Genomic DNA, 23412 nt, shown 5'->3' with positions numbered 1-23412 from the left:
CCCTTGGCCGGGCTTGGGCGAAAGCGGGGCACCAGCGCCGACGCGCATGATAAGGCAATGGCACGGTTGCGAGATTGGTTGACCTATATGTCGGATAACAATTTGAGAGCGATGGTTGATCTTATCGCCCGCCATGCCACAAAGGGCATCTGGCCAGAGGAAGGGTTGATCCGTTCTTGGGCAATGACCATTCAGTGTCCGCCACCCCGCGACAGCGCTTATGCGCAAAGCCTGATCAAATCTGCCATGGGCCGGCAGGCCATGGCCGAGGGATGGGCTGTCGAGTTATTCCAGATCGCCAAGCGACTTGGGCCACCTCCCGGTAAATATATTATCACACGTCTGAAACAGGACGCGGATAGCAATCGGCACAAGCGCCGGGTGATCCGCGAAAACATCGAAGCAGGCCGCGCGACCCTTGCCGAAAAGCAATGGCTGGCAGATTGGCACGATGATCTGACCGAAATTGAGGCCATCCAAAGCGCTGTTAGTAACGAAGAGGACGCAGCATGACTGTATTTGATAGTCAAACCGGAGCTGCGAGGTTGGTACAAGAGCGTAATCGCTTGTTGACTATAATTGCACGCGCCACCCCAGTTGAAGGATGTGGTCCCTCCATTCCTGTTGCCCCTGCGCGAGGTCCTTCACGTGCTGTGACGCCGAACATGGTAATGCCTGATCCGAAATCCAAAACCGGATATAAGGTCGAGGAAACCGGTTGGCGCGGCTTCAAGGCGGCAAAGGGTTTAGACATTTTCGATGATCTGGAACGTCGGGCCGTTCTGCGCAAAGATCAGGACGGCAACCCCGGCCAATCCCCGTTCACAAAAAAGCAAGTTAATACTGCCCGTCGCTATCGCGACATCGTCGAACGCCATGATGCCGGTGGCATGAAATGCGCCAGCCTAGAAGCGCGTCTGGACGGGTCTTCAAATTCGGGCGGGGAATTCATAGACGCCTATTTAGCCGAAGGGCGTGAGATCAGGGCCATGCAACACGCGATAGGCAAGGGCGTCGCTTTAGCTGTCCGGCGTGCACGGACCTCGGCCCGACTGAATGCCAAGACAAGAAATATCCGCGATCGAGATCTGGTTGACGCAATCTGCCTGCATGGAAAAAGCTTTCGGGACGTGCTGAAAGTGTATGGATGGTCGATAAAGGGTCAAAATATTGCTCTTTTAACCGGTGCGTTGTCCAGAACTTTGGATCGGATGGGCTGGCAGTGATCGGAATGAGAAAAAATATTTCCTTGACGACAATGGTCTCACACCCCCATTGGTGAAGACATCATCCAGACGTTTGCCCTCCATAAACACCCCTTTGGGACGTATGTCGTTTTTGGATTTTGATCTCCGAAAATCTGAAGGGAGTTCAGTGCGTCTTCGGCCCGAATGGCAAGAGCCCTGACGACTTGCTCCTTAATCCTGGACCATTTTTAGCTCTGCGGCGCGTGCAGATCAGATCATGATCTAATGCCGAGAAAACAGCCATCATTTTTAGCCGCTTAGCATCCTGACGGGGCATCTCGGTATCTGAGGCCGAACAGAACACACAATGACGATAAATCACTATTTTAAGCGTGTAAAAATACTGGCCGACTGCTATCGAAAACGAACGCAAACTGTGCGCGATGGATTTGAAGCCTATGATGCTGGGCAAAATAACGCCCTGCTGCTTGTAAATGTTACCTTCGAAAGGCCTCATACGCTCTTGCGATACAGTTATCCTATTTCTTGGTTCTAAAAGGCACCGAGCAAACTGAAAGTTGATATATGACCACTGTTTATTTGCATGTCGGAATGCCCAAATGTGCTTCCTCATCCCTGCAGTCTTTCATGCATAAAAACGACGAGCTTCATCGTTCCGAGGGACTTTGCTATCCAGCGTCGTGTCGTGAAAACAGTGGATATTTCAGCCATCGTCCCCTTCACAAGCTCCAGCCTGACGAAGTGACCGCTGCAGTGAATCTGATTGCGGACGAGGCCGCCGAACAAGATTGCGATCGCATCCTTATCTCATCGGAAGAGTTCATGAACTCACTGTGGGACAAAGAGATAACCGGCGTTGTTATCAGAGCGCTCAACGCGCGCTTCGGAACGCAAAATGTCCGAATTATGATGCTGTTCAGGAATCCGTTTCCATTCGTCGAGTCTGTTTATGCCCAGTATTTGAAAGGTGGCATGTTCAGGACGCCGGACAAGGCGTTTATGGAAAGTGATGACAACGGAATATCGGGCTTTGTGTCTAATTTCCGCCAACGAAACGGCTTCGACTTTTTCAGCTATAGCGACTTTATTGATCGTCTACAGAGTCAGGCACCGTACAATCCTCTGGATCTCCTCTCAATAGAGCGCAGTGACTGGGGCGGGCGAGATATTATCGACGTGCTTTGCGAAAGACTTAGTGTATCGCGAGGGAACTTGGCGATCTCGTCCAATGAGCGTTTTTCTGAAACAACGCTTCATCTTTTACATTATTCCCGTCAAAAACACGGCTTTAATCGTACACGGGAACGTCGTGATATCGTGTCGAAACTGTTCCCCGCAGGTAGCCGACAGTTTTCAAAACTTATTCATGTTCATGGTAATTTGTTCGAACAGATCGCAAAATCCGTCGATCGTGATCGACAGTATTTTACACGAAAGTCACCTGAGCCTTGCAATAACTTGTTTGCCATTCCACAAGCTTACCAAGTGCAGCAGAACCAAGACAATGAACTTGTTGTGCCAGATTGGTACCGGCGACTTGTGAACCGTCTTATGGAGCCGGAAGTGATGACGCAACGTAAAGCAAAGGCACTTCAAGAGTTGCTCGAAAGCAGATGGGCTGACAAATAGCGTTGCGACATATCATTCACCGTCCCGCCGTGTAACCGCCAAAATAGAACCTTCGTTTGATGCGCTTTAGGTCCAAAAGATGAGTATCAAGCGGCTATTAGCACGTTGTGATTAGCATTATAACTAACATGATCCGAAGGCGGTTTCGTTGGCATTGATGAGGCACCGCGTGTGAGGAATTATATATAGGTTTGCAGTTATTGATCCGGTAACGAGGTTTGTAAAAGCAGAGCTAGCATCATGTAGACGTACGCCCGCCTGAATAGCATTCCAGCGGGCGTACATAATTCTAAAGTTTAATCTTCGTGCTTCGGCATCGCCTTAAGCGCGTCTTTGGTCCAAGTGGTAAGGCCGTGAACGTTCCCGTTCTCATCCCGCATCAGGTCCAGTTCTTGTGCTGATACCAGAACCGGTTTGGCACCGATGCCAAGGAAGCCACCAACGTCGATCACGACCTTGGTATCCGGTCCGGTCCCATGAGTATGCGAGATGGTACCGATCGTTTCATCGCCGGGGCCGTAAACTGTGGCACCGTCAAGCAGTGCCTCTGTATACTCGTCGGATGTCAGGCGCGTGTGGTTCGTATGATCCATTGCAAAATCCTCCGTTCTTTCGTGGTGAGTGAAAAACGCAGAATTAGCTGACATGTTCCATATTGCGGCAGATCAGTAACCGCCTTGCGTGTCAGTATGTGTTTTTAAAAGTGCTGTGAAATTGCCTTGAATACGGGCGCTATCTGCTTTGGCATGCGGCCATCAGTAGCTGATAATCTTGGATGGCGATTGGACCTTCTGGTCGTAAGCTTTGAACTTTTCCAGAAGCACTTTGTACTGCGTGTTGTGCTGATAAGCGGAAAGCACATCGACGATCAGTTTGAGATCGTCTTTCGTGACGGTCTCGAAGACCACTTTATCCTGCATGGTTTGAGCCGCCTCTATTTGATTGAACAACTGAACGCCGATACAACTCTGGGGTTCCTTATAACACAGATCGGCCATGGCTAATGTAAAGCAGCCGACAAAACGTATGAAACAACTTGCGCCTCGTGGCCGACACCTTAAGCCGCGCGGATTTGGCCTGAAGGCCGCTTCACCCGTCCGTTCCCGTGACCGTGTCGATACATGGCGGCGCTGGTACAAGACGGCGGAATGGCGGGCGCTGCGCTGGCAGGTTCTTGTCGATGATCTTTTCACCTGCCGCCGCTGTGGCGTGACCTATGACAGTCCATCCCTGGTCGCCGACCATATCCAAGCGCATCGTGGCGATCGCGATCTGTTCTTTGCACGTTCCAACCTGCAATGCCTTTGTGCGACCTGCCACAACCGCGACAAGCAACGCGAGGAACGCGCCGCGTTCTGAGGCGACGGGGGGGTGGGTCGAAAGTCGAAAAAGCATCGTCGGGCTGGACCCGCGTGTGTCTCAGTCGGAGATTTTTTTCCTGTGAAAACCGAAAATCCACCAGCAGCCGAGGGGGTCGACCTCTTCGGCCAACCCTTGCTGCCGATGCGGGACCGGCGCGGGCGCAAGTCGTTTCGGAAAGACAAGGAAAATCAGGACTTTGTCATGGTGCGCATTGCGGCGGGCTGGTCGCAGAAGCGTATCGCTGAAAATATGGACATCGACGAGAAGACCCTGCGCAAGTATTTTTCCCGTGAGCTGGAAATGGGCGCGACCTTTGTCGACGGGGTGATGCTGGACGTGCTGATGCGCAAGGTCCGCGAAGGGCATACGCCCTCGATCCGCCAGCTGCAGGACCGCCTGCGCGAGGCGGGACCGACCGCGCCGCGTCGTGGCCCTCGATCCACGGATGAAGATATTGATGAGGACGAAAAGCCGACGCCGCTTGGCAAGAAAGAACTGGAGCGTCTGGAAGCACAGAAGGTGCCGGATAATTACGGTGATATCTTTGACCGGCTTAAATCCCGTGGCACCCACTGATGCCGCTGGATGGCGTTTCCTTTGCCTGTCCGGATTGGGTCGAAAGGTTGCAGCAGGGCAGGACACCGATCACCGACCTGCCGCTGGATAAGGTCAGCGCCGAGGCGGCGGTCGATCTGTTCAACCTGCTGCGCATTCCCGACATCCCGGGCCAACCGACGATGGCCGAAGCGGGGGGCGAATGGATCCGCGATATCGTGCGCGCCGCTTTCGGCTCGATCGACCCTGAAACCGGCAAGCGTTTTGTCGGGGAAATCTTCAACTTGATCCCCAAGAAGAATTCCAAGACCACCAATGCCGCCGCCCTAGGGCTGGTTGCGCTGCTGATGAACCGCCGCCCGAATATCGACGGTGTGATCATCGGACCGACGCAGGAAGTCGCTGACAAATGCTTTGCCCAGGCCACGGGTATGATCGACGCCGATCCCTATCTACGGCGCCGCTTCAAGGTGATCGAACATAAGAAGACCATCATCGACCTGCATCAGGACGAAGAGACCGGCGTGCGGATGAACGCCAGGCTGAAGATCAAAAGCTTTGATCCCAAGGTGGTGACCGGCAGCATCCCTGCCGTCGCCATCATCGACGAGCTGCACCTGATGGCCGAGATGAAGCATGCCGAGCGGGTCATCGGCCAGATCCGTGGCGGGATGATTACCAATGACGAAAGCCTGTTGATCATCATCACCACGCAATCCGAAATCAGCCCGACCGGCGCGTTCAAATCCGAGCTGCAATATGCGCGGGGTGTGCGCGACGGCACGATCACGGCGGGCGTGCGGATGCTGCCGGTGCTTTACGAACTGCCAAAGGCGATCCAGCGGTCGGAACACAAGGCGTGGCGCGACCCCAAGCTGTGGCCGATGGTGCTGCCGAATTTGGGACGCTCGATCACGCTGCCGCGGCTGGTGGCGGATTACCAGACAGCCCAACAAAAGGGGCTGGCCGAGGAAATCCGGTGGGCCTCGCAGCATCTGAATATCGAGATCGGCTTGGGTCTGCATTCCAACCGCTGGCCCGGTGCCGATTACTGGCTGCGCTGTGGCGATCCGGAGCTGACGCTGGACGAGGTAATCCGCCGGTCCGAGGTCTGCGTCGCGGGCATAGATGGCGGCGGTCTGGACGATCTGTTCGGCATGGCAGTGATCGGGCGAGAGAAGGGCAGCCGTAAATGGCTACATTGGGGACATGCCTGGGCGTTCGAGGATGTCTTCGAGCGGCGCAAGGACATCGCGCCGCGTCTGGAGGAATTCGAACGCCTCGGGCAGCTGACCAGATGCGACGCGGTCGGCCATGACGTCGCCGGTGCGGTTGCGGTGATCCAGCGGCTGGAGGCGGCCGGCTTGCTGCCAGATGAAAGCCCGGCGATCGGATTGGACGCCGCAGGCATTGCCGAACTGCTGGACGAACTGGATGCCGCGGGCTTTGGCGAGGATCGCTGGATCAGCGTCGGGCAGGGCTGGAAACTGCAGCAGGCGGTGCTGACCCTGCCGCGCCGTCTGAAGAATCGCAAGCTGGTGCATGGCGCCAGCGAACTGATGGCGTGGAACGTCGGCAATGCCAAAACCGAATTGAAAGGGAGCAATTACATCGTGACGAAACAAGCCGCCGGAAGCGCCAAGATCGACGTGTTGATGGCGACCTATAACGCCGCGATGCTGATGTTCGGCAATCCCGAAGCCCCCGAAACGATCGACGGTTTCCTGTCGGCCCCCGTGATGGTGATCTGAGATGGCAAAGCCCGCCGCCATCATGGACCTTTACGGACGCCCGATGGCCGCCTTGACCAAGGATCAGCGCCTGACGCTGCAGGGGGGCGATCTTGGCTATCACGTTGCGGCCAATGCCTCGGGCAAGACCGTGACCATGTCCTCGGCGCTGACCGTCTCGGCGGTCTGGGCCTGTATTTCGCGCAGCGCGCAGGCGATGGCTGCGCTGCCGATCGACATCTATCGCAAGACGGCGGCGGGGCGTGAAAAGCTGTCGGGCCCGCTGGATGACCTGATCGGACTGTCGCCCAATTCCGACCAGACGCCGGTCGAGTTCTGGGAAGGCATGCTGTCGTGGCTGCTGGCCACCGGCAATGCCTATGCCGAGATCGACTGGATCAACGGCCGCGCCGCAGCACTGCTGCCTGTGCCTTCGACGCAGGTGCGCCCGATCCGGAACACGGTCACGAACGAGCTGATGTATGAACTCCGCGACCCCGGATCGGCGCGGCCACGGGTGATCCCGCAACGCGAGATGCTGCATTTGCGCGGCTGGGGCTTTGGCGGAGATGAAGGCATGTCGCCGATCCGCTGGGGGACGCAATCGCTGGGGGCGGCCATGGCCGCCGATGAGGCGTCGGGCAAGATGTTCGGATCGGGGATGCAGGCTTCGGGTGTGCTCAAATCGAACCAGCGTCTGGACGATGCGCAACGCGGGCAACTGCAAAAGATCATGGAAAGCTATAGCGGTTCGACCCGCGCGGGAAAGCTGATGATCCTGGAAGCGGGGTTGGAGTTCGAGCAGCTGACGCTGAACCCCGATGACGCACAGATGCTGGAAACGCGCCGCTTCTCGATTGAAGAGGTCTGCCGCTGGTTCGGGGTGCCGCCGATGGTGATCGGCCATTCCGCCGAAGGGCAAACGATGTGGGGCACGGGGGTGGAACAGATCTTCCTGTCGTGGATGCAGCTGGGCATCAATCCGGTGTTGAAAAAGATCGAGCAGCGGATCCGCAAGGCGCTGATCCCGCTGCGCGAACAGCGCGACACCTATGCCGAGTTCAACCGCGAGGCCATGCTGCAAATGGACAGCAAGGCCAAGGCGGAATTCCTGCGTGCGATGACAACGAACGGCATCATGTCGCGCGACGAGGCGCGGGACAAACTGAACCTGCAACGTCGCGGCGGTGCTGCCGACGACCTGATGGTGCAGACCGCGATGTCGCCCATCGACATGCTTAACGAGAGGATCTGAGATGGCCAAGAACCACATGCCGGTCGCGCATTTCGGTGTGCGGCCCGATGACGTACGCGCTGACTGCGCCCCGCCGAAAGCCCTGGAGAGGTGGCAGCCCGAGCTGCAGGCGCGGGCCGAGGCTGGCGCTGATGCAGCGGGCCCGCTTGTCATCGACATCATGGACGTGATCGGAGAGACTTGGGACGGTTATGGCGTCACCGGACGACGCATCGGCGCGCTGCTGCGCAATGCCGGCGACCGGGACGTGGTGGTCAACATCAACAGCCCGGGTGGCGACGTCTTCGAGGGCCTGGCCGTCTACAACATGCTGCGCGGCCACAAGGGCGACGTCACGGTGCGCGTGGTGGGCCTTGCCGCCTCCGCCGCCTCGGTCATCGCCATGGCCGGTGACCGGATCGAGATCGCCCGCGCGGGCTTCCTGATGATCCACAACACTTGGGTCTTTGCCGTCGGGGATCGCCATGACCTCGGGACCGTGGCGGGCCAACTGGGCGCCTTCGATGACGTCATGGCCGAATTATACGCGGTGCGCAGCGGTATCGATGCCGCCGAGATCAGCCAGATGATGGACCGTGCGACGTGGATATCTGGCCGTGCGGCGATTGATCAGGGTTTTGCCGATGATCTGCTGTCAGCCGATGTCATCGCGGTAAACATCGAGGCCCGCGCCGAGGCGCCACGGGTCAAGAACCTCGCGCGCATCGATGCCGCCATGGCGCGGGGCGGTCTGCCCCGGTCAGAGCGCCGCAATCTGATCAAGGAAATGACCAGCACGCCGCGCGCTGCTGATGACGACATGCCGAGCGCTGTCGGAAGCATGGCCGCCCTGATGGGGTCGGTCACATCGTTTTTGGGTGAAAAGGAAACCTGATATGCCCCCATTCGACATGGAAGCGTCCTTCGGCGAGTTGAAAGAAAACTTCGACAAGGTCACCAATAAAATTAATACCAGCGTTCAGAGCGCGCTGGACGAAAACAAACGCCTTGGCGGTCTGACCGAAGACACCAAAGCTGCGGTCGATAAGGCGCTGGCCGAACAGGGCCATCTGAAAACGCAGCTGGACGAAATCCAGGCGTCATCGCGTGATCTGGAACAGCGTTTTGCCAGTGGCCGTCGCGGCGGTGCCGGTAGCGCCAAATCCCTTGGCCGGATGGTCGTGGAAGATGCCGCCGACAAGATCAAAGCTGCCAAGGATGGCGGCGTGAACGGTCGCATCAGTCTGGGCGTCTTCAACGCGATTACCTCGCTGCCCGGATCGGGTGGTTCCTTGCTCCCCGAACGCCGCGAGGGCGAGATCATTGCCGAACCCGATCGCAAGCTGGTCATCAAGGATCTGGTCACGGTCGGGCAGACCGATCAGGCGTTGATCAAATACTTCCGCGAGATCGCCCGCACCGGTGCGGCCGGTATCGTGCCTGATGACGGCGTGACGGTGAAGCCGCTGATCGACAAGACCTGGGACGCTACCTCGGCCGAGGTGCAGACGATCGCGGGGCGGATGGAGATCCACAAGCATATGCTGGACGATATTCCGGCGTTGCGCACCGACATCGACACCACGCTGACCTATGAGGTGAATAAGGTCGAGAACGCGCAGATCCTTGCCGGTGACGGTTTGGGAGAAAACTTCTCGGGTCTGATCACCAATGCCACGCAATATGCCCAAGGCACGCGTGAACAGGCCGGGGCGACCATCCTTGACCGGCTACGTCTGGCCATGCTGCAAGTGGCGGCCGCCGGCTATACGGTCGATGCCCATGTGCTGAACATCTGGGATTGGGCGCAGGCCGAAATGCTGAAGGATTCGACGGGGCGCTATATCTTCGGCAATCCATTTGGCGAAACGCCTACCCCGCGGCTTTGGGGGCGTGCCGTCGTGGACACCGACGCGATGCCCGAAGGCGATTTCCTGACCGGCGCGTTTAAAATGGCCGCGACCTATTACGAACGTCAGGCGGTCGAAATTCTGCTGTCGTCGGAAAACCGCGACAACTTCGACAAGAACATGCTGACGGTGCGCGGCGAGAAGCGTGGTGTCGTGGCGGTCAAGCGTCCGCTGGCGCTGTGCTATCGCCCCGCTGCCTGACCGATAGCGAATGGCGCGGCAACCGCCGCGCCTGCACCTTTCCCCTGACAGAAGGATATGGACCATGCCCCAGCTGAAATCGCTGCGCGGTGCCATGGGCAGCTATGGCCGTGTGACGGCAGGCGGCATCGTGGATGTGACCGAAGCCGAAGCCCAGAAGATGATCAAGACCGGTCGCTTCGTCAAAGCCACAGCGGATGACATCAAGGCCGCCAAGGCCGTGCTTGAGACCTCGCTGAAACCCGGAACGACCGGTGCTACAACCGGCTTCTCGGCAATGCCCGAAAAGCCGCAACCGGCGGATCGTCTACAAAAGATGATCGAGACCGGCGAGATCAGTCCCGAAGAGGCCAAAACCATGGCCCGTTTGCAAATCTCGGTCTCGACCGAAGAGGTGCAGGCGTTGATCCAGCGCGAGGCAGATGAGATCGCCGCGCAGTTTGCGGCGGCCCAAGCCGATCAGGATGCACGGCAGGCCGAACTGGATCAGCGAGAAGCCGCGCTGACTGCGCGTGAAGAGGCGCTGACGGCTGCTCAGGCAGCCACAGCTGCGCCGGAGGTCGAGGCCAAAGCCAAGCCCGAGGCGGATCCTAAAAAGGCCGCCAAATGATCAGCGATCTGCCTGACCTGAAGACCCATCTGCGTGTCGATGGTGATGAAGAGGACCGGCAGATCGCAGCCTATGCCCTCGCCGCCGAACGCCAGATCGCGGATTGGATCGGTCGTCCGGTCTATCGCAGGGATGCCGTGCTGCCGGTGGTGGGTGACGCCCGATACCACCCCGACCAGATGGTCGCTGATGACGCGATCAGGGTGTCGGTGATGATGATGGTCGACCGGATGTATCACAACCGTGGCGGCGAAGGCGGGAGCGCCGAGGCTGCGACACCCCCGATGAGCGTCCGCGCCATGCTGGCGGGCCATCGGGTCTTTACCACATCGGAGGAAGAATGATCGCCGCGGGCAGCCTTGACCGTCGGGTGCAGTTCCTGCGGGCGCAGAATATCGACGATGGTCTGCAGACATTGAAGGGCGGTTTTGCCGCATATGGCACGCCGGTCTGGGCCGGCAAAACGCCGCTGAGCGATGGCGAACGCTTCCGCGCCGACAGCATTATGCGGGAAATGTCGGTGCGCTTCGTGGTGCGCTATTCGGCCTTTACCGCAGGGATCACCGGCAGTGACCGCGTAACCTGCGAGGGTGTCACCTATGCCATCGGCGGCATCAAAGAGATCGGGCGGCGCATCGGCTTCGAGATGACGGCCAGCGAGGTCACCCCATGACCTTCCGCATCGAGGGGATGCGCGACATCGAACGGGCGCTGGAGGCCGTGGCCTTGAAATCGACCCGCGTGGCGATCACCCGCCGCGCCCTGCAAAAAGCAGCCGCCCCGATGCTGGCGATGGCTAGACAATATGCGCCGATCGATCAGGGCGATCTGGAACAGAGCATCAAGATCGGCACCCGCGCCACGGGCGAGGTCGGGCGGGCGGCCTATTCGCGCTATATGTCCAGTTCGTGGGATGCGGCGAAAGCCGCCGGCACGCAGGCGCAATGGGATCGTGTGGCCGAAAGCGCCAAGGCCGTGACTGCCCTGAAAGACGCCCGCCGCGCCTTCAAGGCAAGCAATCCGCCCGCCATCCTTTATATGGGACCGACGCGCGAAGGCTGGCACGGGCATTTTGTCGAATTCGGCACGGCCCCGCATGTGAACGGCGGCAAGTTCGCGGGCACCAGCCATCCGGGCACCGCGCCGCAGCCCTTTATGCGCCCCGCCTTTGACACCGAAGCAGGGCCCACGATCGAACGGCTCAAGCCGCTGGTCTGGGCCGAAATCCAGAAAAACGCCGCACGCATGGCCAAACGCAGGAGCGCATAGGAATGGAAGCCGACCTGCGCGCCCTGCTGCTGGCAGGGCTTTCCGGCATGACCGCCGACCGGATCAACTGGGGCGAAAGCCCGCAAGAGATCACCAACGACTATATCGTCCTGCATCTGGTCAGCTTTCAGGAAGGCCGCACCCAGCAGGGGCCCGACGGGCTGGAGGTCTCGCGCGTGCAGATCGATTGCTATGCCCGCACCTTTGGCGGCGCGCGCGGCATGGCGCGATCGGTCCAGCGGGCCCTTAATTTTTATCGTGGCGGCGGGTTCTTGGGCATCTTCCTTGATGCGCTGCGACTGCCCCGCGAAGACCCGACCCACCGCGAGGGCGGCAGGGATGCGGGCCAGCCCCTCTATCACGCCAGCCTTGATTTTATTGTGAACTGGAGATCGCAAAATGCCTGAAGTCGCTTCGCAAGCTGATATCAGCTATCAGGATGAAATCTTTATCGGGCGGTTTGCCACCGGTGGTGGCACGCCGACGTTTACGCAGATCTTCGGGGTCGAGACGCTGAACCCGCCCGAAAAAGTGCCCGATGATGTCGATGTCACCCATCAACAATCGCCGGGCCGGTCGCGCGAAACCATCCCCGGTCTGATGTCGGTGGCCGATTGGTCGGGGGAATTGCAGTTCTGGCCCGGACATGCCAGCCAGATCATGTTGGACGAACTGGCCACCCTGACCGAAACCGGTACCCATGAAGACGTGCTGGTCGAGTTTGTGGTGGGCGGCATGCGCCGGACCTATCGCGGCTATGTCAACGCCTTCACCCCGACGGGCACCGTGGGCGACAAGCGCATGGCATCGCTGTCGATGAAGATCTTCGAGCGTCAGGCCAGCAATATCCGCGTGGTGGCATAATGGCCGATGTCACCGGAACGCTGCACCACAAGTTTGGCGACAAGACCTATGCGCTCCGCCTGACCATGGCAGGCCTTGCCAGGCTGCAAGGTCGTCACGGACTGGATCTGGGCGGGCTGCTGTCGGGCAAGTTCGACAGTGCGGATGGCGGCAATGCCCCCGCGCTGATCCCGCCCTTCGCGATCATGATCGATGTCGTGGCTGTCGCCTTGGAAAAGGGCGAGCGCATGAGCGCCGAGGATGCCGCTGATCTGGCCGATGATATGCTGACGCAGGATCGCGGTCTGTGCGGCGCCGTGATGCAGGCTGCCTTCCCGACGCCGGCAACCTCGGGAAACGGCAAAGCTTCGAAGGTCAAACCCTAGACCTCGGGGCACTTTGCGAAGCCTGTATCTCTGCGGGAATGGACCCTGCGCGGTTCTGGCAGATCACGCCAAGGCTGTTGGAAATAGAGATTCGCGGCGTGAAGCAGCGCCTGAAACGCGAGCGCGAGCTGGTGTGGTGGGGCGCTATGCTTCCCCATATGACCAAACCTGTCCCGCTGGAGGTATTTCTCGGGCAGCCGGTCGATGAGGCAGCCCGCATCCGCCAGTTCCATGCCGCATGGGATAAGGTCGATCGCGCTATGGGCAAAAGCAATAAATGTTAAGCGAACAGAAATGAGGCTGTCACGTAAGCGTGCATATGTATGAATAAAAACAAATAATGGCGGTTCAGGCTTTTTAAACTGAATTGCGGGTGAAACTAACAGAGTTGATCTTGCGTTGAAATTGCTCAACTTAAAGGTGTTAAGGTTCCTATACGTCAACTGCGAAGGACGCGCATCATGACAAAATATCAATTCACCGCAATTCGACGTTCCGACGGTGCCGAGATCGATCACGGGGCTATTGATGATGTGCTGGACGCTGGGAAAGAAGCGATGACCCTGACGATCATGGCAGGTCTGTTGCATTCCCACCCGATCGCTAGAACCCTGACCTATAAAGATATCAAACTCGAAATGGTCCCTGCTGATTGAGAGGGTTGTATCGGTTTTAGGGCCGTTGCCATCTAGCTTCTTCCCGATGATGAGTGACGCATAGATCATGATGTGACTGCTGACCGGCCGAGTTTTGGTTGCGTAAAAATCGAGGAAATTCCGATATAGCCATGAGTCGCAGACTGGTGTCTGATCCCGTGACCAATCTGCGATCTGCCTGTGTTCGGTGACGCGACTATTCATGGCAGGCTTCAGTGCCATTTTCTTGACGATGTCAGAGTTTACTACGCAATCGGGATGAGGCCTGTCAGAAGAATAGACCATCAGTCACAGCGTACCTGCAGCGCGGTAATGCGACGCTTCTAATGGTGACACCCGAAGCTGCAATTCCAGAAACCCTATATGGAATAAGAAAGGGTCCAGATGAAATTTCATCTGGACCCTTTATCATGCGTTAGGACCTAACACTGTCGGTCAATGCCGAATTTGCTATGATGATCAATCGGAAAGCTTGTCCTTGGCATCACCGACACCTTTTTGGACTTTGCCTTCGACCTGATCCGCCTGGCCGTCCTGCTTCATCCGGTCATTACCGGTTGCATCACCGACTTCTTCTTTGATCTTGCCACCGATGTCTTTTGCTTTGCCTTTGGCTTGGTCTTCGTTTGCCATGGTCCATCTCCTTTGATTTGTAGCAAACCAAGGTCTTTCGCAGCAAAAAGTTCCGTTTTGCGTCACGTTCGCACCGTTTGTCGAATTGCTTCGAAGGTGTCGTTTTGGGCTATGATCCTGATCATGCTTCCGGAATGTCCAACAGGTATGACCGGATCATCATTCGCCATAACGGCGATTTTACCGGGGGCGCGACAGGCGTCCCCGTTTTTCATTCCAGCATATACACGAGGCTTGCATGTCCACTGTTATTGGCAACCTGCGCGTTGTTCTGGGCCTTGATTCCGGTGCGTTCCAGCGTGGGTTAAGCAATGCCACCGCTTCGCTGCGCGGGGTAGGGCGGAACATGCAGAACATCGGCGCGGGTATGTCGGCGGCGGTGACGGCACCGCTGGTCGGCTTTGGTGCGCTGTCGCTAAAGGCTGCAGGTGATTTCGAGGCATCGATGAACCGCGTGCAGGCGGCCACCGGTGCATCGGTCGACCAGATGACCGATTTGGAACAAGCCGCGCTGGAGATGGGCCAGACCACGCAATTCAAAGCCTCGCAGGCCGCTGAGGCGATCGAGATCCTTGCCAAGAACGGGTTAAGCGCCGCCGACATCATGGGCGGGGCGCTGCAAGGGTCGATGCTGCTGGCTGCGTCATCGGGTGCCGATCTGGCCAGCTCGGGCGATCTGGCAACTGATGTGATGCTGCAATTCGGTAAGAAGGCCGGTGATCTGACCGGTCTGGTCGACGGGATGACCGGCGTGCTGCTGACCTCGAAGTTCGGCTTTGACGATTACCGTCTGGCGGTGGCACAGGCCGGCGGTGTTGCGGGCGGGCTGGGGGTCGAGTTCGAGGATTTCAACGCCGCCATCGCCGGCACCTCGTCGCTTTTTGCCAGCGGATCGGATGCCGGTACGTCGTTCAAGACCTTCCTGCAGCGGCTTGTCCCTGCCTCCGCGCCGGCTGCAGCCGCGATGGAGGAATTGGGGCTGGAGTTCTTCAACTTCGACGGGTCGATGAAGTCGATGGCCGAGGTGTCACAGGAACTGCAGGACGGGCTGGCTGGCCTGTCGGACGAGGCGCGGAATGACGCGCTGAGCACCATCTTTGGCACGGATGCCCTACGCACTGCCATCGGCCTTGCAGAACAGGGCGCGGATGGCATCGACCGGTTGAAGGCCAGCATCGGCGAGGTCTCGGCCACGCAGCAGGCCGAGGCTCGCATGAAGGGTTTCAACGGCGAGATGCTGAAACTGAAGTCCGCGGTCGAGGCGCTGATGATTGCGGTCGGCAACAGCGGCATTCTGGAATTCGCCACCGATCTGGCACAGCGTTTTACCAGCTTCATGCTACGCCTGAAGGAGACAAACCCCGAGCTGCTAAAGATGGGGGTGATCTTCGGGGCCGTGGCAGTGGCGCTTGGTCCTGTTCTGGTGGGGCTGGGTCTGATGATCGCATGGATCGGGCCGTTGATCGGTCTTGTCGCCGCACTTGCCAGCCCATTCGGGATTGCGGCGGCTGCCATAGCTGCGGCGGGTGCCGCAATCTATACCAATTGGGACACCGTCGGGCCGTGGTTCAAGCATCTGGCCACGGCGATCGGGCAGCATTTCACTGGCCTGGTCGAGATCCTATCCGGCATCCTGACCGGCGACATGGCAATGGTCGTGCAGGGCTTCAAGGACAGTTGGCAAGGCCTGACCGGTTTCTGGGAGGGCCTTTGGGACGGGCTGGTCGCGACAATCGAATATGCCTGGGAAACCGTCATCAAGCCGATCACCGACAAACTGGGCATGACAGATAACATCCTGAAGGGCTGGCAGAACGTCAAAGCGATGTTCGACACCGTCCTGTCTGGCATCACCGCCGCCTTCACGGGCGCGTGGGAAAAGATCGCGCCGATCGTCACCAAGCTGTCTTCGGCCTTCGACCGGCTGAATGCCAGCCGCGACGGGCCGATCAGCAGCGGCTATGACCCTTCGACAGATACCGGCGACGCAGGTCTTATCCTGCCGGGGGCTGGCGGACATATTGCGCAGGGTCTTGCGGGGGGAACCGCTGGAATGCGCACGCAGGGCGTCACTGATGCCACGGAATATGGCGAGGGCTTCCGCGAGGGGATGGGCATTAGATCGCCATCCCGCGTGATGATCGAGATCGGCGAATATATGTCGCAGGGTCTGGGTATCGGGATCGGCAATGCCGGACCCTTGGTGGATGCCGCCAGCAACAATCTGGGCCGGTCCTTTGCCGACGGGGTGACGCCCTATTTCCAGAGTGTCATCCGCGGCACGCAAAGCGTCAAGGATGCCTTCCTTGGCATGCTGAGCGATATGGCGGCGCAATATGCACAAAGCGGGCTGTCCTATGCCTTGGGACTGATCGGCAGCGCCTTTGGATCCAGTGTTACCGGATTGCGCCTTGCGGGGGGCGGGGACGCGCTGACAGGGGCGCTGCGCGGCACGGGCATAACCGTTCCCGGCTTTGCCAATGGTGTGACCGATTTCGCTGGCGGGCTGGCCACAATCAATGAACGCGGCGGCGAGCTGGTGAACCTGCCGAACGGATCTACGGTCATCCCGCATGATCTGTCGCGGGGCATCATCGACCGCCAGAACCAGTCCCGTGATGTCAATGTGCAGGTCGGCATCGATCGCAACGGCAATCTGCAGGCCTATGTCACCGATATGATGGACAGCGGCTTTGCCGCCTATGACAGCACGCTGAAGACCAAGGTGCCCGGCATTATGGCCAACCGGACCAAATGGAGCGGATGATGGAAGCGGCATTTCCGTTCATGGCAGGGTTCAGATCGGGCCGCCCCTATCTGACGGGGCAGACAGTCGACACCCCGCGCAGCATCAGCGGTGTCAAAAGCACCGTGCCATCGCTGAGCGCCCGCTGGATGCTGGATGGCCAGTTCGTCTTTCACGGAGCAGCCGCCACCCTGCAATGGGAGGCCTTTATCGGCCAGATGAACGGCCGGACTGCGACAACGCTGGTCCCGATATATCAACGCTATCTGCCAAAGGATCGGGACGGCAAACCCCTTTCATCGCAAAATATGGCCCGTCTGGCAGGCGCGCAAACGTGGGAGGCTTTCGGCTTCGAGAACCGGCAAATTACCCGTATTGAAACCGGATCGGCTGCCGCCTTGCGGGCGACAACGCTGGATCTGACGCTGTTCGACACCACGGGCCTTTGTCCGGGGCATCTGTTCAGCATCGGGGACCGTCTGCATCAGGTGCTGACCCATATCCAACCGACGCTGGCCACGCATCGCATCACTTTCCACCCGCCGCTGCGCGAAGCTGTCGTCGCCGGCACGCATATCGAGATCGAAACGCCGGTCTGCAGAATGCGCTTTGTCGAGGATGACGAGGGTCAATATGACGGTGCCTTCGACGAGACCGCCCCGATGCCGAAGATCACTTTCGAGGAAGCCATCTAATGGGCGCGCGCGAAGATCTGATCGCAATCCCTGATGCAGTTTACCGCACAGGCAAGGTGGGGCAGGCGGCGCTGGTGTTCATGGACTTTCAAGACGCGCCAAAGCGCTGGTGGGCGGGCTTTGGCGATATCGCCGCCGGCGGGCACAGATGGCAGGGCGTTGGCGATCTGATCAGCATGAGCGAGATCACCACATCCTATTCGGTCAGCGCCGAGCCGATGACCTTCCAGCTGGCCGCAACGCCCGAGATGCTGGCGCTGGCGCTGGCTGCCAAAACGCGGGTGCGCGACCGGCAGGTGCAGGTGTTCCTGCAGCTTTATGCCACCGAAGGGTTCACTGCGGGTGGGGTCAGCTATACCGATGGGCAAGCAATTGCTTCGCCGTTCTCGCTCTATAACGGGACGATGCAAAAGATGCCCTGGTCGGCATCCGGATCAGCTGACCGGACGATCACACTGGAATGCGAGGGTAACTTCTTTCGTCGCAACGCCTCGCCACGTGGCAATTGGAACGATGCCGATCAGAAGGCCCGCTATCCAGATGATCGCGGATTTGAACGCCTGCCGCTTTATGCCGGCAATTATGAAGCCAGATGGCGATGATCCGGCCTGCCAAGCAAAGCGACATCATCGGCATCGTGGATATGGTCGAGGCGCTGCGCGCAGCCGTGGGCGGACCTGTGGCGGTCGACAGGCCGCATACAGCCCATATCATCGCGCAGCTGATCGCCAGCCCTGACGGTGCTGTCTGGCTGTCAGGCGGCGGTTTTATCGCCGGATCATTGCAGCCGACCATCATCAACCCTGCACCGGTGGCAATGGAACACGGCTGGTACGCCAGCGACGGATCGGGCCTGCGGCTGTTGCGGACCTTCGAGCGGTGGGCCCGCGACCGCGGCGCGCTGCTGGTGCAGATATCGACCGGCCCCGACGGGCTGGACCTGACGCGGTTGGGATACCGTGTCGCGGAACAAGCATGGATCAAATGACATGGCGATATTCAGCTATCTGGCGACTACGGCGCTTTGGGCCTCGGTCACCGCGACCATCGGCACAACCGCTGCCGGTGTTGCCATCGCAGCGGGCCAGTCAATCGCCTGGTCGATTGCCGGGGCGCTGCTGACCAAATCCAGCGTATCGCGACAGGAAATGATGGCTACGCTGTCGCAGACCGACATGCCGCGCCTGCGTGCATACGGCAGAAACCTGATGGGTGGCCTGCGTGTATTTTACGAGGGCGGGGATGGCGCGCTTTATCAGATCATCGTCGTCCATCACGGCGCGGTGGATGGTCTGATTGCCTTCTGGTGGGATGGCGAAGCCGTCACGACGGGGACCGATGGTTACGTGGCCCGGTACAAAAGAAATTACTTTAACGATGGCAGCGGAAATGGCGGCGACTTCAGCTATTGCGACCATGGCCCGTCGGATGATTTCCGGACGCTTTGGACCAGTGCCCACAGGCTGGAACATCAAGCTGCTATGCTGGTGTTCTTCGGTGATCCATCGGACGAGGACTTTCCCAAGGTATTCCCCAAGCAATCGCAAACGCAGGTGCAGGCGGAGATCCGCGGCGTTCGGGTTCTAAACCTGTCGGGCAATGCCGTTTACACCGAAAACGCCGGTCTATGCCTTCGCGACTTCATGACCCATCCCGACGGCTGGAACATCCCGCTGGCGCGACTAAATAGCGCTTCATGGGCGGCCTTCGTCAACCGCTGCGCCGAACAGCTGCCGGTCCTGTCGGGCGGCACGCAGGCACGGTATCGTCTGGCCGGTTACTACAGCCTGAACGATCCGCTGAAGGACACGACGGCGCGGATGCTGGCGACATGCGACGGGCAGATCTATGAAACCGCCGAGGGCAACATCGGTATCCTTGGCGGCGCGTGGTCCGATCCGGAGGTGACAATCACCGCCGATGATATCCTGTCGATCGAGATGGACGAGGGGTTTGACCCGTTCACCGACTACAATGTTCTGAAGCCATCTTTCGTCAGCCCTGATCACGGCTATCAGGTGACAGAGGTTGCCGAAATCCGCGACGAAGTCTCACTGCTGACACAAGAGGAACGGTTCGAGACTTACGAAGTCGATATGTGCCCCGCTTCGCCGCAGTTGCAGCGATTGGCGAAGATCAAGATGGCAAAGGACCGACGGGAATATGTCGGGACAATGACCACCAACCTTGTCGGCATGAAGGCACGATTTCCAAAGGGCGATGGCGTCCACACGATCCGCATCCTTGCTGATGAATTCGGGCTGAATGATGTATTCGAGGTAACATCGCACAGCTTTGACGTGGAAAACCGGCACTGCACGATCGGCATTGCTAGCCTGTCCAACCCCTACGGCTGGACCTCGGCCGAGGAAAAGCCGATGCCGACAACAGTGGATGAATTGGGATTGCCTGTCAGCGTTCAGTCACCACCGACAAATCGGCTGGTTGTTCAGGAAATCGTGGACGTGTCGGGCGGCGTTAACGGCGTCAAGCTGGTGGTGTCTGTCGATGCGCCCGGTAGCGATGGCCTGACGCTCAAAGCACAGGTGGCACCCGGCACGCAGACAGCCGAAGCCGATGCAGACTGGATCGAGATGGGGGCCAGCCGACGCCGCGCCGAAACGGGTGTGCTGAGTGATTTGGGCACCTATACCGTCCGCGTCAAATGGGCGGGCCGCAGCGAATGGGTTGTGGCCGGCACGCGCAAGGTCGTTGCCAATCCCACCGTGCCTGCTGCGCCAACGCAGTTTGACGCAGTTGCGACGGGTACAAATGTCTATCTGGATTGGCGAAATCCCGGCAGCGGATTTTACCGCACGCAGATCTATCGCAACACCGTTAACGATTTTACCAGCGCCGCGCTGGTCGACACGATTGGCGGCACGGCGGGACAGAACGCCAGCTACACCGACGAACTGTCTTCAGGTGCGTCAGGTATGCGCCGCTATTGGGCCGTCACCATCAATGGATCTGGCGTTCCGTCCAGTCCTGCAGGACCGGCTACGGTCACGCTCTAAGCATAAACATACAAGACTGATAACAGCCCGCCATTGCGCGGGCCTTTTGCATATGAGGCGCACGCAATGCCCGTTTTGACCGATATCCAGAAATTCACGCGGGACTTTCAGCGCTATACCGGCGACGGCCTGCCCAACGCCCCGACCGGAGCACCGCTGCCTGTGGGTGATCCATCATCGGGGGTCTACAACCCCAGCAAAGCCGAAATCCGCGCCATGCTGATTGCGGTCTTGCAGGCCATCGGCGACCCAGATGCGCTGGACGACCTGCTGGACGAGATCAACACCAAGGCGGACCTGCAAAACAGCACGTCCAGCTTTATGTCGAGGACTGGCGCGGTCGATCGGGGGCAGGCCAATCTGCCAAATAACATCGGCATTATTTTCACCCGCGAAGGCAATGACCTTGTTATCCGCGCGGCGGCTGCAATTGCTGATGACCCGCTGTTTACCACCTCACCATATTGGGGCGTATCGGCGCGGTATCCAAAGCGTGAGATTGTGGATGCCAAGGTCGAGCAGGCCGATTTTGACAAGGCGTTGCCGACCGTATCGGTCAACAATGCAAGCGTGCCGATCCTGACCGATTCCAAGGGTAGCGTTCCGCTTTGGCTTTCTAACGGCCTGCTTGATGGAGTTGGCATGGCCCCCAACATGCGAGCGCAGGCTACAAAAGACATCTCGCAATCGGTTGCCGTTGACTGCAAAAGCGTTCCTCTCTTCAGCGATGCGGCGGGAAAAGTTCCGATTTGGCTGTCGTCAGGGCTGCTTGATGGCGCGGGCATGGCCCCGAATCTTCGGGCCAGCGCGGTTCAGGATGTTGCAAAGCAGACTGACGGCTCATCTGACGTTGTTCCGATTATCGGCGCGGCAAATTCCGTTTTGATGTGGGTTGACGCTGACGGCCTGCAAATCCCCGGATACCAGAAGGACACTGGAACCGATCGCGACCCGTCAACCGTTCTGGATTATAGCTTCAGCGGTGGCGCGTCACTGTCGCGGGCGCGCATGAAGCTAGCCAAGGTCCGGATGGGCGTTGCAGGCGGCAAGTTGAAAATTGCAATGATGGGTGACAGCTGGTGTGAGTTCACCGAGATCACGCAGGCGTTCGTTACTCGAATCATCGAGGACTATGCGCTGTCAGGGGAAGGATATCGTTCCCCCGCCAATGGATACGCAGTCGGCCCTGCAACGTGGAACCGCACCGGCTGGACTGATGTGGACGGCAGCGATGCAAGCACGTTCCCATATAAGGCGGGCGCTGACGGCCAAAGCGCATACACGACAGGCACGGCGGCGGCGATGACGCTTGCGGGCGTCACCGCAACGGAAATGCACATCTATGACTACCAATACGGCGGCACATGGCGCTATCAGGTGGATGATGGCGCATGGACAGTTGTAACATCAGTGAACACTGGCGCATTCCGCGTGACATCCATCACCGGCTTGACTGACACCCCGCACACGCTCAAAATCGACACTACCGGCAACGCAGGCACGGTTTCAATGGCGGGGATCTACACTACCCGCGATGTCAACGGCGTCGAGTTGCTAAAAATGGGGAACGGCGGAACAACCGGATTCCGCGCAAAAAGCTATGCCGAATACATGGCGGGGCCTGTCGGGCACATGGGTGCAGATATCGGCTTGATCATTCTGGGCACGAACGACTATCGCACGGCAACATCCCCGCCGTCTGAATACATCGCGGGCATTGAGGCGATAATAGCTGCTTGCCGGTCGACTGTTCCCGATATGGGTTTCATCATTGCCGTTCCGCCCGAAACCAACGGAACAACCGTAACCCCCCTTTCCGATTATCGGGACGCGGCCAAAGCGTGGGCCGCTGACAACGGCCACGAATACATTTCTTTCTATGACCGCTGGGATGCCTTCGCGATTGAGAACGCGCACGGCCTTTTCCGTGACGATTTCCACCTGAACACCCTTGGCGGCTATGTGCTGGCAAGCGACACCCTTTCCAGCCTTATCATCAAAGGATAAGCCACATGGCACAGATGCTTTACCTTGGCGACGATGTAACCCTGCCGGGAAACATCTACCCGCCGTTTTCCGCATTCCAGATTCCCGCTCGCTCGGGCCTGCAATCGGCGCTTTTCCTTGGGTCTGGCCTGACTTCGCAATTTGGTGCGGGTGGCCCACCTTCGGTTGTAGGTTCCCCGACTGTGAACGCAAACAACTACCAGATGAATGGCAGTAACTATCTATCGGAAGCAACGCCGGAGACCTTGGCCATGTCGATGCTTGTTATCGCGCGGAAGGTTACGGCAAGCGATGCCGTTGGCTTTGTCGGCAATACACCAGGCGGATCGTCTGCGCCAACTGGAGTTGCGATCTATTCGGGGGCGAGCACTGGTCTTGTCCAGCTTCAATCCAGCCGTGTCGGAACGCCTGCGGGCCAGACAACGCAGGTCACGGCATCAACAACTGAATGGGGCATGTATCTCGCGTCTATTCCCGCCACCGGATCAAACACGCTTTACAACCTGACAACAGGGACTAGCAACAATAGTCCCGCCAGCGAGGCGCGGGAACTTAATAGTGGCACAATCCGCGTCGGGAACATTCCGCATGCAACCTACGCCGGGTCTTCGCGCATCGCCCTTTCGATGATCTGGAACCGCGCACTGTCGGCGGCAGAGGCGGGAACGGTCGGGGCATGGGCGCGCACATATGCAGCGGCCATCGGCATTACGGTCTAAGG

At 58.8% G+C, this 23412-nt stretch carries 28 protein-coding genes; 25 read left to right on the top strand and 3 right to left on the bottom strand.

Translation table 11 applies throughout. The annotated features are described in order from the left end of the window. Positions 1-78 precede the first annotated feature (78 nt). From DWB67_RS01155 to DWB67_RS01140, 3 genes are all read left to right on the top strand, one after another. Complete coding sequence (locus DWB67_RS01155) at positions 79-513, top strand: hypothetical protein (protein ID WP_182911453.1); 435 nt, start codon at positions 79-81, stop codon at positions 511-513. Then, entirely contained in the window at positions 510-1226 is a 717-nt protein-coding gene (locus DWB67_RS01150) for a hypothetical protein (RefSeq protein WP_147385901.1), read from the top strand. Before DWB67_RS01155 ends, DWB67_RS01150 begins: the two co-directional genes overlap by 4 nt. Before the next feature lie 546 nt (positions 1227-1772). Next, on the top strand, positions 1773-2837 hold the full coding sequence (locus tag DWB67_RS01140) for a hypothetical protein (RefSeq protein ID WP_119805661.1): 1065 nt from the start codon (positions 1773-1775) through the stop codon (positions 2835-2837). Positions 2838-3133: 296 nt separating this feature from the next. Here DWB67_RS01140 and DWB67_RS01135 read toward each other — a convergent pair whose 3' ends face one another. Together DWB67_RS01135 and DWB67_RS17960 are read right to left on the bottom strand one after the other, a co-directional pair. Beyond that, positions 3134-3430, bottom strand: a complete 297-nt coding sequence (locus DWB67_RS01135; RefSeq protein ID WP_119805660.1) for a PRC-barrel domain containing protein — start codon at positions 3428-3430, stop codon at positions 3134-3136. 162 nt (positions 3431-3592) lie between these two features. Next, complete coding sequence (locus DWB67_RS17960) at positions 3593-3835, bottom strand: hypothetical protein (RefSeq protein ID WP_119805659.1); 243 nt, start codon at positions 3833-3835, stop codon at positions 3593-3595. 28 nt (positions 3836-3863) lie between these two features. Between DWB67_RS17960 and DWB67_RS01125 the strand changes: the two genes are divergently transcribed. From DWB67_RS01125 to DWB67_RS01055, 15 genes are all read left to right on the top strand, one after another. Then, the gene (locus DWB67_RS01125) at positions 3864-4196 is read left to right on the top strand and encodes an HNH endonuclease (RefSeq protein ID WP_255418497.1); all 333 of its coding nucleotides are present in this window, start codon (positions 3864-3866) and stop codon (positions 4194-4196) included. Positions 4197-4277: 81 nt separating this feature from the next. Continuing rightward, positions 4278-4775, top strand: coding sequence for a hypothetical protein (locus DWB67_RS01120; RefSeq protein ID WP_119805657.1), 498 nt, complete (start codon positions 4278-4280; stop codon positions 4773-4775). Continuing rightward, a complete protein-coding gene (locus tag DWB67_RS01115; RefSeq protein ID WP_220475085.1) occupies positions 4775-6505 on the top strand; it encodes a terminase large subunit in 1731 nt (576 codons plus the stop codon). Before DWB67_RS01120 ends, DWB67_RS01115 begins: the two co-directional genes overlap by 1 nt. Position 6506: 1 nt before the next feature. Continuing rightward, positions 6507-7739, top strand: a complete 1233-nt coding sequence (locus DWB67_RS01110; RefSeq protein WP_119805656.1) for a phage portal protein — start codon at positions 6507-6509, stop codon at positions 7737-7739. A gap of 1 nt (position 7740) precedes the next feature. Continuing rightward, on the top strand, positions 7741-8613 hold the full coding sequence (locus tag DWB67_RS01105; RefSeq protein WP_220475084.1) for a head maturation protease, ClpP-related: 873 nt from the start codon (positions 7741-7743) through the stop codon (positions 8611-8613). A 1-nt stretch (position 8614) separates the two neighbouring features. Continuing rightward, a complete protein-coding gene (locus tag DWB67_RS01100) occupies positions 8615-9829 on the top strand; it encodes a phage major capsid protein (protein WP_119805655.1) in 1215 nt (404 codons plus the stop codon). 64 nt (positions 9830-9893) lie between these two features. Further along, on the top strand, positions 9894-10439 hold the full coding sequence (locus tag DWB67_RS01095) for a hypothetical protein (protein ID WP_119805654.1): 546 nt from the start codon (positions 9894-9896) through the stop codon (positions 10437-10439). Continuing rightward, complete coding sequence (locus DWB67_RS01090; RefSeq protein WP_119805653.1) at positions 10436-10783, top strand: head-tail connector protein; 348 nt, start codon at positions 10436-10438, stop codon at positions 10781-10783. The genes DWB67_RS01095 and DWB67_RS01090 overlap by 4 nt, the downstream gene beginning before the upstream one ends. Next, positions 10780-11112 carry a head-tail adaptor protein gene (locus DWB67_RS01085; protein WP_119805652.1) on the top strand — a complete coding sequence of 111 codons (333 nt, stop codon included), beginning with the start codon at positions 10780-10782 and terminating at the stop codon, positions 11110-11112. The genes DWB67_RS01090 and DWB67_RS01085 overlap by 4 nt, the downstream gene beginning before the upstream one ends. Then, a complete protein-coding gene (locus tag DWB67_RS01080) occupies positions 11109-11708 on the top strand; it encodes an HK97-gp10 family putative phage morphogenesis protein (protein ID WP_119805651.1) in 600 nt (199 codons plus the stop codon). Before DWB67_RS01085 ends, DWB67_RS01080 begins: the two co-directional genes overlap by 4 nt. A gap of 2 nt (positions 11709-11710) precedes the next feature. Continuing rightward, on the top strand, positions 11711-12115 hold the full coding sequence (locus tag DWB67_RS01075; protein ID WP_119805650.1) for a DUF3168 domain-containing protein: 405 nt from the start codon (positions 11711-11713) through the stop codon (positions 12113-12115). Further along, complete coding sequence (locus tag DWB67_RS01070; RefSeq protein ID WP_119805649.1) at positions 12108-12572, top strand: phage tail tube protein; 465 nt, start codon at positions 12108-12110, stop codon at positions 12570-12572. Before DWB67_RS01075 ends, DWB67_RS01070 begins: the two co-directional genes overlap by 8 nt. Next, positions 12572-12937 carry a hypothetical protein gene (locus DWB67_RS01065; RefSeq protein ID WP_119805648.1) on the top strand — a complete coding sequence of 122 codons (366 nt, stop codon included), beginning with the start codon at positions 12572-12574 and terminating at the stop codon, positions 12935-12937. Before DWB67_RS01070 ends, DWB67_RS01065 begins: the two co-directional genes overlap by 1 nt. Before the next feature lie 98 nt (positions 12938-13035). Beyond that, positions 13036-13221: a hypothetical protein gene (locus DWB67_RS01060; RefSeq protein ID WP_147385900.1), complete on the top strand. Its 186-nt coding sequence runs from the start codon at positions 13036-13038 to the stop codon at positions 13219-13221. A gap of 177 nt (positions 13222-13398) precedes the next feature. Next, complete coding sequence (locus DWB67_RS01055; RefSeq protein WP_119805646.1) at positions 13399-13593, top strand: hypothetical protein; 195 nt, start codon at positions 13399-13401, stop codon at positions 13591-13593. A gap of 459 nt (positions 13594-14052) precedes the next feature. Here the strand turns inward: DWB67_RS01055 and DWB67_RS01050 are convergent, their stop codons facing one another. Next, the gene (locus DWB67_RS01050; protein WP_119805645.1) at positions 14053-14226 is read right to left on the bottom strand and encodes a CsbD family protein; all 174 of its coding nucleotides are present in this window, start codon (positions 14224-14226) and stop codon (positions 14053-14055) included. Between the two features lie 238 nt (positions 14227-14464). Between DWB67_RS01050 and DWB67_RS01045 the strand changes: the two genes are divergently transcribed. The 7 genes from DWB67_RS01045 to DWB67_RS01015 all read left to right on the top strand — a co-directional run bounded on the left by DWB67_RS01045 (position 14465) and on the right by DWB67_RS01015 (position 23410). Continuing rightward, on the top strand, positions 14465-16993 hold the full coding sequence (locus tag DWB67_RS01045) for a phage tail tape measure protein (RefSeq protein ID WP_119805644.1): 2529 nt from the start codon (positions 14465-14467) through the stop codon (positions 16991-16993). Then, a complete protein-coding gene (locus tag DWB67_RS01040; RefSeq protein ID WP_119805643.1) occupies positions 16993-17667 on the top strand; it encodes a hypothetical protein in 675 nt (224 codons plus the stop codon). Before DWB67_RS01045 ends, DWB67_RS01040 begins: the two co-directional genes overlap by 1 nt. Continuing rightward, positions 17667-18269: a hypothetical protein gene (locus DWB67_RS01035; RefSeq protein ID WP_119805642.1), complete on the top strand. Its 603-nt coding sequence runs from the start codon at positions 17667-17669 to the stop codon at positions 18267-18269. Before DWB67_RS01040 ends, DWB67_RS01035 begins: the two co-directional genes overlap by 1 nt. Further along, positions 18260-18655, top strand: coding sequence for a hypothetical protein (locus DWB67_RS01030; protein WP_147385899.1), 396 nt, complete (start codon positions 18260-18262; stop codon positions 18653-18655). Before DWB67_RS01035 ends, DWB67_RS01030 begins: the two co-directional genes overlap by 10 nt. A 1-nt stretch (position 18656) precedes the next feature. Continuing rightward, a complete protein-coding gene (locus tag DWB67_RS01025) occupies positions 18657-20684 on the top strand; it encodes a hypothetical protein (RefSeq protein WP_119805640.1) in 2028 nt (675 codons plus the stop codon). Positions 20685-20915: 231 nt separating this feature from the next. Then, positions 20916-22691 carry an SGNH/GDSL hydrolase family protein gene (locus DWB67_RS01020; RefSeq protein WP_182911452.1) on the top strand — a complete coding sequence of 592 codons (1776 nt, stop codon included), beginning with the start codon at positions 20916-20918 and terminating at the stop codon, positions 22689-22691. Positions 22692-22696: 5 nt separating this feature from the next. Then, positions 22697-23410, top strand: coding sequence for a hypothetical protein (locus tag DWB67_RS01015; protein WP_119805638.1), 714 nt, complete (start codon positions 22697-22699; stop codon positions 23408-23410). The last annotated feature ends 2 nt before the right edge of the window (positions 23411-23412 follow it).

The sequence above is a fragment of the Paracoccus sp. JM45 genome (assembly GCF_003590715.1).
Taxonomy (GTDB): Bacteria; Pseudomonadota; Alphaproteobacteria; order Rhodobacterales; family Rhodobacteraceae; genus Paracoccus.
Note: the sequence above shows the minus strand (reverse complement) of the source record. Positions and strands in the feature narration are given on the sequence as shown.